Source organism: Caulobacter sp. FV1ye13L (assembly GCF_058681155.1).
The window spans coordinates 2,359,130-2,374,386 of sequence record NZ_CM178732.1 but is presented as its reverse complement, the minus strand read 5'-3'; the positions used below and the strand labels follow the sequence as shown (position 1 = coordinate 2,374,386).

Sequence of the window (15,257 nt, the reverse complement as noted above, 5' to 3'; positions counted from 1 at the left end):
TACCCCCTCGGGCAACAAAGACCGATCCGCAACCGACGGCAATGGCTACAGGCCCCATTTGGGGGCCGCGCGACCGAAACAGGCAGCCAGCGCCTCTGACCGGTCGCCCACAGGAGTCCAAGCGGCCCGTTGGACAAGACCCCGTGAATCTCGCCGGTGAAGGAGGTCGCCCAAGGCGAGGTTCCACCTGATCAAGGAAGTGGCGATCTTGTCCTCACACCCTGAAAGCAGACCCTCTCAAGGTCGGAGAAGAGTCAGAAACGGCAGTTTGCGCCCAAGGCCCATTGCCGGAAATTTTCCGAGCAGATTTGGACCGGGAGTGGCCTCACCGGCACAACGATCTAGGGCGCCGAGATCTCGAACCAGAGGTCGAAGCGGTCCAGGAGCGCCAGCAGGCTGACCAGGGCGCCCGCGCCCGGCCCCTCCAGCGTAGCCTCGTCGGGCGTCTTAGCGCCGTGCACCAGATCGACCAGAAGGTCCCGGGTCAGCTCGACCTGCGGCCCGCCCGCGCCAGGCCTATGGTGCAGCACAGCGTTCTCGACGCTGACCGCGAAGCGCTCGCCGGTGTCGGTGAAGACCGCCGTGAACGCGATCTCCGTCGCCCCCGCCTTCTCGCCGTTCAGCCGCACCGAAAGGGAATCCAGCACATTGTCGGTGGGCATGGTCCGCAGTTGGCCGGCCGAGGCCTGGCGGGGCGTGGCGCTGGGCGGCCTAGGATATCGCAGCTCCTGGGCGCCGGTCAGGTAGAAGTCGCGCCAGGGCCCGGACTCCGCCTGAAAGCCCATCTGCTCGAAGGCGTCGGCCTGCAGGGCCCGGGCTTCCAGGTTGGCCGGATCGGCGAACACAAGATGGCCGACCAGTTCGGCGACCCAGCGGTAGTCGCCCGCCGCGAACGCCTCGCGCGCCTGCGCCATCAGCCGCTCGGCCCCGCCCATCGCCGCGACATAGCGCCGGCCCGCAGCCTCGGGCGGATGCTTGTGCAGGTTGGCCGGGTTGCCGTCGAACCATCCAAGGTAGCGCTGGTAGACCGCCTTGGCGTTGTGGCTGAGCGTTCCATAGTAACTGCGCGTGTGCCACTCGGCTTCTAGGGTCGGCGGCAGCCGCAGGACCTCGGCGATCTCGGTGGCGTTGAGCCCGTGGTTGGCCATCCGCAGCGTCTGGTCGTGGATGTACTTGTAGAGGTCGCGCTGCTGGGTCAGGAATCGGCGGACCGGACCGGCGTCCCACCGCGGCCAGTGGTGGCTCGCGAACATCACCCTGGTATCCGCGCCGAACAGCGCCAACGCCTCGTCGATGTAGAAACTCCAGGCCTTTGCGTCCCGCACCTGGGCCCCGCGCGGCGTGTACAGATTGTGCAGGTGGCAGGTACAGTTCTCCGCCATGCACAGCGCGCCGAACTTCGGGAAGAAGAAGTTCATCTCGGCCGGCGCCTCGGTGTCCGGGGTCACCTGGAAGCGGATCTCGACCCCGTCGACCGTCAGGGTCTGGCCGGTGTGGGTGATGGACTCGGTGGGCGCCACCAGGGCGACACGGCCAGTGGACGTGCCCTTGCCGAGCCCGGAGTCCACATGGCCCTGCGGATCCTTGGGCAGCAGGCCGCCGTACATGTACGTCGCCCGGCGGCTCATCACATTGCCGGCCAGGACGTTCTCGGCGACGGCCGCCTGTAGAAAGCCCTCGGGGGCGATGATCCGCAGGCCTGCGGCGATCTCTTCCGGCGAGGCGACACCCAGGATGCCGCCGTAGTGGTCCACGTGGCTGTGGGTGTAGATCACCGCGCTGACCGGCCGATCGCCCTTCTCGTCGCGCAGCAGCTTTAGCGCCGCTGCCGCCGGCTGGGCCGAGGTCAGCGGATCGATGACAATCCAGCCGGTCTCGCCTTCGATGAAGGTGATGTTGGAGATGTCGAAGCCGCGCACCTGGTAGACGCCGGGCGTCACCTCGAACAGGCCGTGATGGGCGTTGAGCCGCGCCTGCCGCCAGAGGCTGGGGTTCACTGTGTCGGGCCGCTCGCCCTCCAGAAAGGCGAAGGGACGTTGGCTCCAGGCGCCGGGCACGTCAGCGTCGGGGATCGAGCCGACGAAGCCGCGCTTTGCCAGCACGAAGTCGCCGCCGTCATCGGTCGGCAGAGCCGCCGCCATGGCCGAATGCGCCGCCCGCGTCGCCTCGGTGGCGGTCTTCCGTGTCAGGTCCATGTCGCTGTCTCCCCTGGAATCGTCTTCCAGCGCCAATTCCGGACTGCCACCATACAACAGCGACTTTGGGTCGACAGGCGGGCCCTTCAAACAGCGGTCCACCAGGCCCTCGGGAACTTACAGGTTAACTTCGCCGAACCAAAGAGCCCCCCCGACCCCTTGATCACGCAAGGGCGGTCGCAGAGTTCCAAGACCTATGAGCCTCAGCCAGGAAATGGCGAAGGCCGGTCTGCGGATCAGGTGGGGCTGCAGATTGAAGACCTTGCAGGGGGCGGTGACCATAGGATTACGTCCGCTAAGGGTCGTTTCTCCCCGTTGGGTTCGGGCCAACAAGCGGACGTTGGCATCCGGTTCCGGGAAGAAGACGTTCGGAACAGGCGAGAAGGATCAGATGCGGTCAAAGGCTCGACATAGCCGAACAGATCCCGCCGGAACTCGGCGCGGGAGGCGTCGACCCGGTGATGGACTTGCTCGGTTTTGAGGTGACGCCCCCCTGAAAATCCACCCGAAGCAACTAGAGTCCGGCCCAGGAAGACCTTGCTCCCAATCTGGTCCAAGGTTGGGGGCAAGGTCAGCTAACCTAGGTCTCTCATTATGGCTGAATGAGAAATGGGGGTCACGTCACCGCCGCCGAGCAGGAGCCCTTGGCGGCGCGACCTGAGTTCGCCGCCTGGAAGGCTTGGGCGCTTGAGCAGGCCCAGGCCTTAGACCCGCTCGCCTCCGGGAGCCTGAGCTTGGCTCTGCTGGAGCCCTTCACCGACGCTGGCCCTTTGTGAAATCAGGACTCGAACCGTTTGCGTCTAAGCGGTCCTAGCGGTTGGCGCCTGAATCAGGCGCACCAGAAAATGCATTGTTACTTGCGATCATCGTCTCGCCTGAACAATCCACACGGCCGCAGGCATCATCACACCTCGAGGCGTTTCGAAGCTCTTCAGGACGCCCCGAACGGCATCACCGACGGAAAGCGCCAGCTCAGGCTCCGCCCTCAGAGCCGAGCCCAGGGGACCGACCTGAAACGTCAATTTCAGGGTGTCCTCGATCGAAGCCCCGCCGATCAGCGCGTCGAAAGGCTCGATTGTCACATCATCATATCCGGCGCTCTGCAGGATCGAAACGACACGCTGGGGATCTGCGAAGGCGAAGGGCCCTGGCGCGGCGGGGTCGGGAGTGGGCATCGTCGGTAAGAGAGGCTGAGCCGCCTCCATAGGCGCCCGCATCCACAGATTCTCCGCATAGGGTCTCCAGCAGACAAACGCCAAACGGCCGTCGGGCTTGAGCGCCTTGCGCAGGTTGGCGAATGCCGCAGACGGATCACTGAAGAACATCACGCCAAATCGCGAGAACACGGCGTCAAACACTCCCTCGCCTAATTCGGCGGTCTGGGCGTCGGCGCTGAGGAATTCTGGCCGGATGACACCTTGAGGAATTTCGCGCCTGCGAGCCACCTCAAGCATCGGCTCGGAGATGTCGATACCCGTCACATGACCTGCAGACCCAACTCGGTTTGCAAGCTCCAGAGTGGTCTGCCCGCAGCCACAGCCGACATCTAGCACCCGCTCGCCGACCTGGGGCCCGAGCACCCGCAGAGCTTCCAGACCCAGGGGCGAGATCTGACGATCTAGCTGCTCCTGAAACTGCGCCCAGGTCCGACCCACGGTCGTATTCCAATAGTCGATCTGAACGGCGTTGGCGGCGGTCTCGGACACGATGGCTCCTGGGCGCGGCGCGCCGTTGGCTTTGTAGTTGAAACTATACTGTTCAGGCGACGCGCGCGACGCCCAGCTCGCACCAGCCCAGTGGTCTGGGCGTCTTGGGCATATAGAAGGTCTGCGTCTCAGAAATCACAAAGCCAGCGGCGGTGATCGCCGCGCCGACGGGGCGGGTCAAGTGGCAGCCGCCGGCCAGCGGCGTCCAGAATGGCTCGATGCGTTGTTGCCAGCGCGCCACCGCAGTGTCCGGCGCCAGGCCATGTTCGCAAAAGAGGAAACAGCCGCCTGGCTTCAGAACTCGGTGGACCTCGGTCAGGACCAAGGCGGGCGTATGGACCGAGCCGAGGGTGAAGGTACAGACGACCGTGTCGAAGCTGTCGTCGTCGAAGCCGAGATTCTCGGCCTCTCCTGGCAGGACTTTGACCTTGAGGCCTTCAGGAGGCGGAGCCGCCAACGCCCGCTCAATCAGCGCCGATCGTGGGCTCCAAAACCCACTTGATCATCACGGATACTCTAGACGGCAAACGCCTTGGCGTCGCTGGTCATCAGTCCTTTGATGCTGGGCATCCGCCAAGGGCTCATGCCTGCCAGCACTAGGAGGCCCGCTAGGATCCCGAGGTTCTTGATAAAGTTCTGCATTTCATGGGCACCCTCGATGCCCGTGAAGTGCCAGAAGTCATGCAGCAAGACGTTGATCACCAGGATGTAGACCACAAAGCCAAGCGCATTGAATCTCACAAAGCGATTGGCCATCAAAAGCAAAGCCCCGATCACCTGCGCGGCCCCCGCCACGGCGAGTAGGGGCGCTGGATTGGGTATGCCGTGGGCACTCATCAGACCGACGTGAGTAGGGAAAGCCAGGAACTTAAGAATGCCCGGCAAGAGAAAGTAGAGCGCAACGAGAAAGCGGCCGATTGTAATCATGGCGTTCGAAGGCGGCGATGCTTTACTCATCGGGGATGTGTCACAGGACTTTGGTCGGCTGTCAAATTCGTTCGAAGGCGCCGGGTCATGCTATCCGCAGGCGTTCCGAACCAGGACCGTCGGAGCCCCGGCAATCATACGCCCCACGATTATGGCGGGCTCAAAACCTGCGGCGGTAACCTTGCGCAGGGTGGCGTCGGCCGATCAGGTGATCGTTGGATGTAGAAGGTGTTGTAGACGCTTGCGTGGGGGGTGAGGAAACGTCGGGCGGAAGGCTGGGACTTGAAGAGCTGCATCTTTCGCTCCCGTTGGCGAACGGCAGGTGTGAATTCTCCGCTCCATTGTTTTCCCGAAGTCGTCCTGGCCGGTGAAGGTCCTCCAAGCCCAGTTCCTTGAGCGCGGCGCCGTACGACCTCAGCCCGTCCGTGGTGATCGCTTCTGGCTCCACGAGCTGATTGCGCAGCAGACGCCTGAGAAGTCTCAGCGCGGCCTCGGTATCGCGCCGCTTCTGAACGACCACGTCGAGCACTTCGCCTTCGTCATCGACGGCGCGCCAGAGGTACATCCGCTTGCCCCCGATTGAGCAGACGTCCTCGTCCAGATGCCATCGCGGCGACGGGGCATGACGCTTGCGCTTCAGATTCCTTACGATCTGCGGACCAAACTTAACGTCCAGCAGCGGATGGCCTCATAGCTCACGTCGACGCCCCGTTGGGCCATCATCTCCTCGACGTCGCGAAAGCTCAGAGTGAAGCGGAAATACAGCCAGACGGCCTGTCTTGTGACCTCCGCTGGAAACCGGTGGCGCTTGAATGAGAGCTGCACGAACTATCTCCGAACTCGAGCCCTGTTGAGGCCGGAAGTGGAGACAAGTTAGCGTTAGACTGACAGCACCGCCACGCGCCCTCCGGCCCTTGATCTGCAAGGGAAAGCCGGAAAATCAATCCCTTACAATGCTGAAGCGCTCTGTGTCTGTTACGCTTGGAACAGCGCAGGCGGACAAGCTCACAGGGCTCATACGGCGAAATGGCCGGTACTGAACTCGTCGAGTGATGCCTCTCGGTCTGCCGGCCTACTTCGGCCGAAGAGAGATTGTTCAGGCCCTTGGCGCCCGCTTCTCCGAGGAAGCTAAAAGCTGCATCGACGCATGTGGCTGACGCTTTAACGACAAAGCACGCAAGGCGCGCTCCTGCCCGCCCCACCGAACCGTGTCCAGCCCCGACGTCCAGTACGGACGGCGTAGAGCTGACAGCACCAACGGGCCGTCAGTTGTCATCCACAAGGCAGCGATAGGCGCGCCAGCTGGCGAGGCCCAGCCAGGGAAAGACGAAGACCAGGGCGAGAAATCCCGTCGCGGCGGAGAGTAGAAGGAGAGCGGCGATGATCCCCGCCCAGAGCAGCAGCGGGAAGAAGTTGGCGTTGACGGCGCGCACGCTGGTCGCCACCGCCTCGAAAACGCTGGCCCGGGGGTCGAGCAGCATCGGCGCGGATACGACCATCAGGGCGTAGGTCACGAAGGCCAGGGCCCCGCCGGTCAAGGTTCCGGTCAGCAGCATCACCCGCCCGTCACTGGAGCCCAGGGCAAAGGCCACCAGGGCGTCCACGCTGGGGTGGCTCTGATAGGTCGACAGGCCGTAGACGATCTGGGCGATCCGACCCCAGAAGAAATAGATCAGCACCAGAAGCAGGCTGAGATAGGCGACGTCCTGGCGAAAGGCCGACCGGACGAAAAGGATCTGCATCAGGCCGGGTCGCTCTCCCCGTTCGATCCGTCGGCCGGCTTCATAGGGACCCATGGCCAGGATCGGGGCGACGATGACGAACCCGGCGGTCAGGGCGAGGACCCAGAATGCGCCATTGGTGGCATAGACGCCGTAACACAGCGCGAAACTCGCGGCCGCGACGCCGAGACCGTAAACCAACAGCGGCGCTGGCGCTTTAATCAGGTCCCCCCAGCCTTCGGCCAGCCAGCCGAAAGGCGCCGAAAGGCCTATCGTCTTGATGGCCGGCAGCCTCCGAGGTGCGTCCATGATGGGTTCCGGTCGCCTTTGAGGATAGTTTCTGAGCCGGAAGGATGTCGCCGATCCGCAACGCTGGCAAGCATCGGAATGACTCTCGGGCCGCCTCAATCCCGCCCCGCCAATGCGACGGACCAGAAGCCCGCCTTCGCCGGCCAGACCCATGCGCCCGGCCCGTCGCTGGGGTGTTGTCCGCTTAACCGGGCCACGTCGCTGCGCCTGGGCTGGACGCGGCGTGTTGCGGCGGGCAGGAGCGCGCGATGCGTGCCCTGTCCTTCAAGCGTCATCGGTTCCCGCCTGAGGTGATCCGCCACGCGGTCTGGCTCTATGTCCGCGTCAGCTTGAGCTTCCGCGACTCGGCTAAGCTCAGCGCTTGATCATTGCCCCCGGAACCCCAAGTTCGCGGCGGCGCTACCCCCTCACCGCCTCAGGACTCCTGGCCGCCTGCTGCACGGCCTCCTTCTTGAACACGAAGTCGGTGTAGCCGTTCTCGGCGGCCAGCCGGCAGGCTTCGGTGTAGCGCTGGAAGCCGCCGGTATACATGCTCAGCCCGCGCGGCTTGCCGCTGATGTTGCCGCCCACGTACCAGGTGTTGGCCTTGGAAACGAGAGTCAGCCTGGCCAGACCGTAGACGGTCTCCATCCACGCCTGCTGGGCCCCTTCGGTCGGCTCGATGCTGGCCAGGCCGTGCTGGCCCATGTGAGTGATCGCGTCGGCGATCCAGTCGATGTTCTGCTGGTCCAGAGTGATGATGTTGGCGAGCGCCGCCGGACCGTTCGGCCCGCAGACCAGGAACAGGTTCGGGAACGACGAGATCATCAGGCCCAGATGCGACGAGGCGCCGTCGCGCCACTTGTCGCGCAACTGGACCCCGCCCCGGCCCACCACGTCGAAGTTCAGAAGCGCGCCCGTCAGACCGTCATAGCCGGTGGCGAAGATCAGCGTGTCCAGTTCCACCTCGCCCGTGGCCGTGAGCAGACCGGCCGGGGTGATCCTGATAATCGGGCTTTCCAGGCAGTCGTGCAGGGTCACGTGCGGCAGGTTGAAGGTCTCGTAGTATTGAGTATCGAGACACGGACGGCGCGCGAAGATCGGGTAGCCGCGCGGCTTCAGCTTCTCGGCGGTCACAGGATCGGCAACGACCTCGCTGATTTTTCCACGGACGAACTCGGCGACCTGTTCGTTGGCCTCGGCATTGACCAGAAGGTCCGAGAACGTGCCCAGGAAGGACAGGCCGCCCCGCGCCCAGGAATCCTCCATCAGCGCGCGGCGCTGCTCGGAGGTGACGCTGAAGAACGGCCGGGTTGATTGCGGACGAACGCCACCGAGCGGGCTGTTGCGGGCGACCTGGCGGATACCCGCGTAGTTGCGCTTGAGTTCGGCAACGTACTCCGGCTCCAGAGCCACGTTGCGCATCGGCAGGGTGAAGCTGGGGGTGCGCTGGAAAACCGTCAGCGTTCCGGCGGTCCTGGCGACCTCCGGCACGATCTGAATGCCTGTCGAACCCGTGCCGACCAGGCCGACCCGCTTGCCTTCGAAGCCGACCGGCGTATGCGGCCACTTGGCGGCGAGCAGGATTTCGCCCTTGAAGTCCTCGGCGCCGTCGAAGGGCACACCCTTGGGGATCGACAGCGGGCCGGACGCCATCACGCAGTACGTCGCTTCGAAGACGCGGCCATCGTCGGTGGTGACGCGCCAGACATTGGCGTCCTCGTCATAGGCCGCGCCCGTGACCCAGGTCTCGAACAGGAAATGGCGACGCAGGTCCAGGCGATCGGCGACGAAGTTGGCATAGGCCAGGATTTCCGTCTGGGCGGCGAACTGTTCGCTCCAGGTCCATTCCTGCTCGATTTCCGAAGAGAACGAGTAGCAGTAGTCCAGGCTCATCAGGTCGCAGCGAGCGCCAGGATAGCGGTTCCAGTACCAGACGCCGCCGACGTCGCCGCCGGCCTCGACGCCCCTGACGCTCAGGCCCATGCTGCTCAGCTTGTGAACGGCGTACATCCCGCCAAAGCCGGCGCCGATCACGAGAGCGTCGATTCGGGTCGGCTGTTGGCTTGGGGTCGGCTGCGGCAACGCGGTCATGGCGATCTCCCTGATGGACGTCCTCTTGTTGCGGCCCGGACCCAGGCCGTGCCAGTGGCGGGGCCCTTGGCGCGCGAACATCACGGATGTGTCTGTTGAGGGGCCATGCCCGCCGCGCCTTGATCAGAATCCCGGACCTGACGCATGGCTGGGCGCGCCGATCTGCGACCACGGCCCAGGGGCCCCGCGAGGGGAGACACATGAACGACGAGACCACTGCGGCGACGGCCTTCAGCGAACCGCCTATGCGCCTGATGCGCTTCGAGGCGCAGATGGGCTCTCCCCGCCAGACCCTGAAGGCCGACAAACGCCTGTGCGTCGGTCCGCCCGGCAATGTCTTCGTCTTCGGCGGCGTGCTTTTCGGCTCGGCCTTGGCGGTGCTGGAAGACCATCTCCAGCGCCCGGTGATCTGGTCGACGATCCAGTTCCTCGGTCCCCTCCGCCCCGGCGAAGTCCTGGAACTGAACGTCGAGGTCCCCGGGCCCGGACGGACGATCTCGCAGGCGCGCGTCGTTGGGCGCGTGGACGATCGGGAAATCTTCCTGGCCTCGGCGGCGCTGGGCGTCCGGGACGAGCCGTTGGACCATGCCTGGGATCGCGCCCCAGAGGTTCCCACGCCCGAGGACTGCGAGACGGCGAAGCTTTGGCCTCATGGCCAAGAGCCCGGCACACTGCTGGAGACCCTGGAGATGCGCATCGCGCCTGGCCAGTTCGCGGAAGCCGAGCCGACCGGACGGCTGGCAGACAGCGGGCGAGCGGTCTTCTGGATGCAGGCGCGCCAGGACCTTCCGATGGACGTCAGCGTGCTGGCCCTGTTCGCGGACTTCACGCCGTACGCCTTGAGCAAGGCGCTCGGCGGCGGCCTGGGCGGCGTCAGCCTGGACAATACGTTGCGGGTGGTGCGTCGCGTCGAGACCGACTGGATCCTCTGCGACGCCCGGATCCAGGGCATCCGCTCGGGCTTCGCCCACGGCGACATCCGCCTGTTCGCCCGGACCGGCGAGCTCATGGCGATCGGCGGCCAGTCGATGAACGCCTGGCCGCCGCGCCCGCGCTGACGGCTAGGCGGTCTCGTCCGCCATAGCGATAGCGGTTCGGTAGTCGGCCTTGCCGCTCTCCTGCCGAGGCACCGTATCCACCAGAATGAAGCGCTTGGGGTGCTTGTAGGCCGACAGCGTCTGGGTCAAACCCGCCCTCACCCGGGCCTCGTCGAACAGGCCGTCGGGCTTGAGGATCGCCACGACGATCTTGCCCCACTTCTCGTCGGGTTGCCCGACGACCAGGACGTCGGCCACGCCCGGCTGAAGCTTCAGGGCCTCCTCAACCTCCTCGGGGAAGACCTTCTCGCCGCCGGTGTTGATCGACAGGTTACCCCGTCCGATCAGGGTGAACTGGTTGGGCGGCATCCAGCGCGCGAAGTCTCCGGGCACGGCGTAGCGCACGCCGTCGATCGTTCGGTAGGTGGCGGCGGTCTTCTCGGGATCGCCGAAATAGCCATTGGCCATCGACCCGCTGCGGGCGATGAAACCCTCGGACGGGCGGTCCTTCGGCATCACCGCCCCCGTGTCGGGATCAATGAGCACCGTCAGGGGCGCGGCGTCGAAGACGCCGGTCTCCGGGATCTTGCCGGACCTGGCGACCGAATAGCCGAGGCCCGAAGCTTCTGACGCGCCCAGGATGTCAACGAGCGCGATGTTGGGCATGTGCCGCAACAGACCCGCCTTGACCTCCTTTGACCAGGTCAATCCTGCTGAACTGATCGCCCTCATGCTGGACAGGTCATAGACGCCCGGCGCGTCGTCCAGCGCCTTGAGCATGGGCTTTGCGAAGACGTCGCCGACGATCGAGACCCGCGTGGCGCGATGCGTCTCGACCTCACGCCAGAGCTGGGCGGCGTCGAACCGCTCACCGGACAGGATGATCGCCGTCCCGCCGTTCAGCAGGTCGCCCATGGCCGAGTTGCTGCCCGATCCGTGCATCAGAGGACACGCCGGAATGATGCGGCTGTCGGTGGCGCGCACAACCTCGACATGCTCGTCCATCGACTGCGGCGCGCGCGCGATCAGCGGCGACTCCAGCTGAACGCGACGCGATTGGTCGGTCGACCAATGGACGCCCTTCGGCTTGCCGGTCGTGCCGCCCGTGTAGAGCAGATAGCCGTCGTCGCCCGAACGGGTGATGTCCAGCGGCTGGCCATCGCCGGTCCGCGCCAGGGTCTCGTAGGACAGCGCGCCTTTGGGGGCGGCCTCGGGTGACCGCTCGTTCTCGATGCGCACCCAGGCGCGAACGTCCGGCAGGCGGGCCTGCAGCGGCTCCAGCATCGCGTCGAAGTCCGACTGGTAGAACAACGCCTCCGCGTTGCAGTCAGTCAGCACGTAGGCGATCTCGTCGGCCGTGTAGCGATAGTTCAGATTGACGGTCAGCAGGCGAGCCTTCACGCCGGCTACCAGGAACTCGAGATAGGCGGGATGGTTGCGGCACAGGATGCCGATCCGCGCATCGGGTTCGAGGCCAAGATCGACCATGGCTTTTGCCAGGTTGTTGGTGCGGCGATCGAACTCGCCCCATGTGACGACCACGTCGCGCCAGATGAGGGCAGGACGATCGGGCGGGACGGCGCGCGCCACCGCGTCGAAGATGTCTCCATAGTTCCAGTGCACGGCGGCCTCCCGAGGTCTCTTTCCTCGAAGGTCTATGGGGCGGGGGGATCGCCGCCGCGCCGGCCACCACGTCCGGCCAATAAATCACGTGGGTGATGCGCGCGATCCCGGCGCGAACTTTGATGCGCCCACCGATCGCCCACGACTAGTCGTTGCGAAAACCTGATCGGGCCCCCGAAGCGCGATGCCTCGTGACGCCCCATTCGCATCCGGAGGATCGCCCTGCCTGCTTCCACGCTCTTCGCGCCGACGACCGTTGCGGGCCTAGCGCTTCGAAATCGCGTGGTCATGTCACCGATGACCCGCCGCTTCTCGCCCGCCGGCGTCCCCACCCAGGCTGTCGGCGACTACTACCGCCGCCGCGCCGAGGCCGGCGTCGGCGTGATCATCACGGAAGGCGTCGCCATCGACCATCCGGCGGCCGTCGACCATCCGGACATCCCCAACTTCCATGGCGCGGCGCTTGAAGAATGGAAGACGATCGCCGCGTCGGTGAAGGCTGCGGGCGCGGCGTTCATCCCCCAGCTCTGGCACATGGGCGGCCATCGGTCGTTGACGGTGGGTCCGCCGAATCCCGACACCCCCTCGCTCTCGCCTTCGGGAATCTACGAGCCTGGAACCCGGTTCGGTGCGCCGGCGACGGAGGCCGAGATCGGCGCCGCGATCGAGGCCTATGCCAAGGCCGCGCGCGACGCGGTGTCGATCGGGGCCAGCGGTGTCGAGATCCACGGCGCCCACGGCTATCTGATCGACCAGTTCTTCTGGGCGGCGACCAACCAGCGCGGCGGTCGCTATGGCGGCGGCATGACCGATCGGCTGCGCTTCGCCATCGACGTCATCAGGGCCTGCCGGACTGCGGTGGGACCGGACTTCCCGATCTTCTTTCGCTACTCCCAGTTCAAGCAGGTCGACTACAAGGCCCGCCTTTGCCAGTCACCCGACGAGCTGGCGGCCTTCCTCCAGCCCCTGGCCGATGCGGGGGTCGACGTCTTCGACTGCTCCCAGCGCCGCTTCTGGGAGCCGGAGTTCGAGGGCTCGCCGCTCAATCTGGCCGGCTGGACGAAGGCGCTGACCGGCAAGCCGACCATGACCGTGGGCTCGGTCGGCCTGGACGGCGACGTCGTCGCCAGCTTGCGGGAAGGCGTCGATGTCATCGGCGCGTCCTCTCTCGACAGGCTCGACCTGATGCTGGAGCGCGGCGACTTCGATCTGGTCGGGGTGGGCCGCGCCCTGCTGGCCGACCCGCGATGGGTGGAAAAGGTCCGCGATGGCGAGACGAACGGACTGGTCGGCTTCACGCGCGCGGCGCTCGAGACCCTCGTCTGATCCATCACCCATGTGATTAGCGCCGTCGCCGACGATCAAATGCCCGCCGCGTCAAAGGGCTGGCGTTTGGTGCCATGAGGAGGACTTCATTCATGCCGCAAGTGGCCATGGTCACCGGGGCCGCCCAGGGCATCGGGCGCGCCATCGTCGAGCGCCTCGGCGCGGACGGCTTTGACATTCTGGCGCTGGACGCGGACGAGACCCAGCTTTCGCGGTCCGCGAACGACTGGCGCGAGGCCGGGCTGACTGTCCGGACCGCCGTCGCAGACTGCCGTGATCGCGTCGCGGTCACCAAGGCGCTAGACGGCGTCGAGACGCTAAGCGTCCTAGTAAACAACGCCGGGATCAGCGGCGCCCTTGACCCGATCGGTCAGGTGGATCGCGTCAGTTGCGACCGGGTGATGAGCATCAACCTCCTGGCGACGGTCAAGGTCGCCCAGGAAGCCGTCCGCCGCATGCAGAACGGCGGCAGCATCATCAACATCGCCTCGCGAGGCTATCTCGGGGGAGCCGGCGCCGCCCACTATGTGGCGTCCAAGGCCGCGGTCGTGTCGCTGACCCGGGCGATGGCGATCGAGCTGCGCTGGCGCGGCGTCCGCGTGAACGCGGTCGCGCCCGGCATGGTCGACACCCGGATGATCGACGGCTTCGGGGACATGCTGGGCGCGCTGAAAAGGCTGGAACCGACCGGGGCTCCCGCCGATCCGGCCGAGATCGCCGCGATCGTCAGCGTCTTGGCCGGTCCCGACGCCAGCTTCGTCAATGGTCAGATCCTGATGGCCGATGGCGGGAAATCCCTGGGGATGCCGCCGCTATGATGGCCTCGAACTCTCCCATCCTGGTCGTTGGTCGCGGGCCTGTCGCCGACGCGATCGCCGCACGCCTGGACAGCGATACTCCGGGCGGTGTCGTGGCGCTGGCCCGGCCGGACGCGGCGGCGGTGGCGGCGCTTGGGCGTGGCCTGGCCGCTGCGGTCATCGTCGCGCCACCGGGCCCGCCGCCTTGCCTGTTTCTGGACATCACTGACGAACGACTTGATGCGCAGCTGGCCGATTTTCTGGATGTCTTCGAATGCCTGGGCGCCCTGCTCGGCCGCCTGGACCCCAATGGCGCGATCGTGCTGATCGGTGACCGGGGCTATCTCGGCGCCTGGGGGGCCGCGGACGCCCGCGCCTTCTCGGGGGCCCATGTCGCGCTGATGAGGTGCGTGACCCTAGAGGGATTTGGCGCGGGCCATCGCGCCAACTGCATCGCGCTGGATCTGGCCGAAGACGGGGCGAGCACGGCCCCGGGCGAGATCGCAAATCTGGTCGCCTATCTGGTCGCTCCCGAGAGCCAGGCCATCAATGGCGAGATCATTCTGGCCAACCGCGGCCGCAGCCTTCGCATACGCGAGGCCAAGGACCGCCGCGCGGACTTTGCCGCGACCGCCTCCAGCAAAGGACCCTCCCTATGACCTTCACCGTCGAGATCATTGGCAAGGAACGCTGTCTGCTGGGCGAGTCCCCGCTGTGGGACGCCGAGGCAGGCCTGCTCTACTGGGTCGACAGCATGGCGCCGGCCATCTGGCGCTATGACCCGTTCACGGGCGAGCAGTCGTCGGTCCCGGCGCCCAAGCCCATCGGCAGCGTGGTTCTGGGCCGTCCAGGGGAACTGATCGCCGGCCTCGCTGACGGGGTCTATCGCGTCCAGCTGGACACCGGCGTCTTCACGCCGATCGCCCTACCCGACACCCTGGCGCCGATCGAACGCTTCAATGACGGCAAGGCCGATCGCCAGGGTCGCTTCGTTACCGGAACGATGGCGATGCACAACGAGACGGGACGGATCGGCAAGCTCTATCGCTTCTCGGCCGGCGGCGCCTGGGAAGTGCTGCCCACCGAACCGATCGAGATCGCCAACAGCACCTGCTTCAGCCCCAGCGGCGACACGCTCTATTTCGCCGACAGCCTGCGCCACATGCTCTGGGCGTTCAGCTATGACGCCAAGACCGGCGCACTGGGTCAGAAGCGCGACTTCTTTGACACCACAGACTTCAGCAGCGCCCCGGACGGCGCAACAGTCGATGCCGAAGGCTATATCTGGCTGGCCCTGGTGCAGGCCCAGAAGCTGATCCGCATTTCGCCGGACGGCCACCTGGATCGGGTCGTCGAAAGCCCCGCGCCCTTCTGCTCGTGCCCGGCCTTCGGCGGCGAAGACCTCGACATCCTCTACGTGACCTCGATCTCCGACAGCGGCGGCCGGCTGAAGACCGACGTCGACGCTTCCGGTCGCCTGATGGCGTTCCACGGTCTTGGCGTGCGCGGCATCGCCGAGACCCGTTGTTTCCTCTGACCCGCG

12 protein-coding genes and 2 pseudogenes are annotated in these 15,257 nt (G+C 65.8%); 6 read left to right on the top strand and 8 right to left on the bottom strand.

Features of this window, described 5'->3' with window-relative positions; genetic code table 11:
* Positions 1-341 precede the first annotated feature (341 nt).
* The 6 genes and pseudogenes from ACW176_RS11340 to ACW176_RS11315 all read right to left on the bottom strand — a co-directional run bounded on the left by ACW176_RS11340 (position 342) and on the right by ACW176_RS11315 (position 6,858).
* Positions 342-2,195 (bottom strand): alkyl/aryl-sulfatase, encoded by a 1,854-nt coding sequence (locus ACW176_RS11340; RefSeq protein WP_492109203.1) that lies wholly within the window; start codon positions 2,193-2,195, stop codon positions 342-344.
* A gap of 863 nt (positions 2,196-3,058) precedes the next feature.
* Complete coding sequence (locus tag ACW176_RS11335) at positions 3,059-3,901, bottom strand: class I SAM-dependent methyltransferase (RefSeq protein WP_492109202.1); 843 nt, start codon at positions 3,899-3,901, stop codon at positions 3,059-3,061.
* 52 nt (positions 3,902-3,953) lie between these two features.
* Positions 3,954-4,370, bottom strand: a complete 417-nt coding sequence (locus tag ACW176_RS11330; protein ID WP_492111917.1) for a class I SAM-dependent methyltransferase — start codon at positions 4,368-4,370, stop codon at positions 3,954-3,956.
* Positions 4,371-4,417: 47 nt separating this feature from the next.
* Positions 4,418-4,858, bottom strand: a complete 441-nt coding sequence (locus ACW176_RS11325) for a DoxX family protein (protein ID WP_492109201.1) — start codon at positions 4,856-4,858, stop codon at positions 4,418-4,420.
* A 185-nt stretch (positions 4,859-5,043) separates the two neighbouring features.
* Positions 5,044-5,653 (bottom strand): annotated as a pseudogene (locus tag ACW176_RS11320) (IS6 family transposase); the annotation flags it as partial.
* A gap of 440 nt (positions 5,654-6,093) precedes the next feature.
* Positions 6,094-6,858 carry a DUF2189 domain-containing protein gene (locus ACW176_RS11315; protein ID WP_492109200.1) on the bottom strand — a complete coding sequence of 255 codons (765 nt, stop codon included), beginning with the start codon at positions 6,856-6,858 and terminating at the stop codon, positions 6,094-6,096.
* 248 nt (positions 6,859-7,106) lie between these two features.
* On the opposite strand from ACW176_RS11315, the pseudogene ACW176_RS11310 reads away from it, so the two are divergent.
* Positions 7,107-7,199, top strand: a pseudogene (locus tag ACW176_RS11310) (IS6 family transposase); the annotation flags it as partial.
* Between the two features lie 58 nt (positions 7,200-7,257).
* On the opposite strand, the gene ACW176_RS11305 reads toward ACW176_RS11310, so the two are convergent.
* Positions 7,258-8,931, bottom strand: a complete 1,674-nt coding sequence (locus ACW176_RS11305) for a flavin-containing monooxygenase (protein WP_492109199.1) — start codon at positions 8,929-8,931, stop codon at positions 7,258-7,260.
* Between the two features lie 200 nt (positions 8,932-9,131).
* Here ACW176_RS11305 and ACW176_RS11300 point away from each other — a divergent pair, with 200 nt between their 5' ends.
* Complete coding sequence (locus ACW176_RS11300; RefSeq protein ID WP_492109198.1) at positions 9,132-9,989, top strand: acyl-CoA thioesterase; 858 nt, start codon at positions 9,132-9,134, stop codon at positions 9,987-9,989.
* 3 nt (positions 9,990-9,992) lie between these two features.
* Here the strand turns inward: ACW176_RS11300 and ACW176_RS11295 are convergent, their stop codons facing one another.
* Positions 9,993-11,591 (bottom strand): acyl-CoA synthetase, encoded by a 1,599-nt coding sequence (locus ACW176_RS11295; protein ID WP_492109197.1) that lies wholly within the window; start codon positions 11,589-11,591, stop codon positions 9,993-9,995.
* A gap of 222 nt (positions 11,592-11,813) precedes the next feature.
* Between ACW176_RS11295 and ACW176_RS11290 the strand changes: the two genes are divergently transcribed.
* The 4 genes from ACW176_RS11290 (at position 11,814) to ACW176_RS11275 (ending at position 15,251) form a co-directional block, all read left to right on the top strand.
* Positions 11,814-12,917, top strand: coding sequence for an NADH:flavin oxidoreductase (locus ACW176_RS11290; protein WP_492111916.1), 1,104 nt, complete (start codon positions 11,814-11,816; stop codon positions 12,915-12,917).
* Positions 12,918-12,991: 74 nt separating this feature from the next.
* Positions 12,992-13,735, top strand: a complete 744-nt coding sequence (locus ACW176_RS11285) for an SDR family NAD(P)-dependent oxidoreductase (RefSeq protein WP_492109196.1) — start codon at positions 12,992-12,994, stop codon at positions 13,733-13,735.
* Entirely contained in the window at positions 13,735-14,373 is a 639-nt protein-coding gene (locus tag ACW176_RS11280; RefSeq protein ID WP_492109195.1) for an SDR family oxidoreductase, read from the top strand. Before ACW176_RS11285 ends, ACW176_RS11280 begins: the two co-directional genes overlap by 1 nt.
* Entirely contained in the window at positions 14,370-15,251 is an 882-nt protein-coding gene (locus tag ACW176_RS11275) for an SMP-30/gluconolactonase/LRE family protein (RefSeq protein ID WP_492109194.1), read from the top strand. The genes ACW176_RS11280 and ACW176_RS11275 overlap by 4 nt, the downstream gene beginning before the upstream one ends.
* The last annotated feature ends 6 nt before the right edge of the window (positions 15,252-15,257 follow it).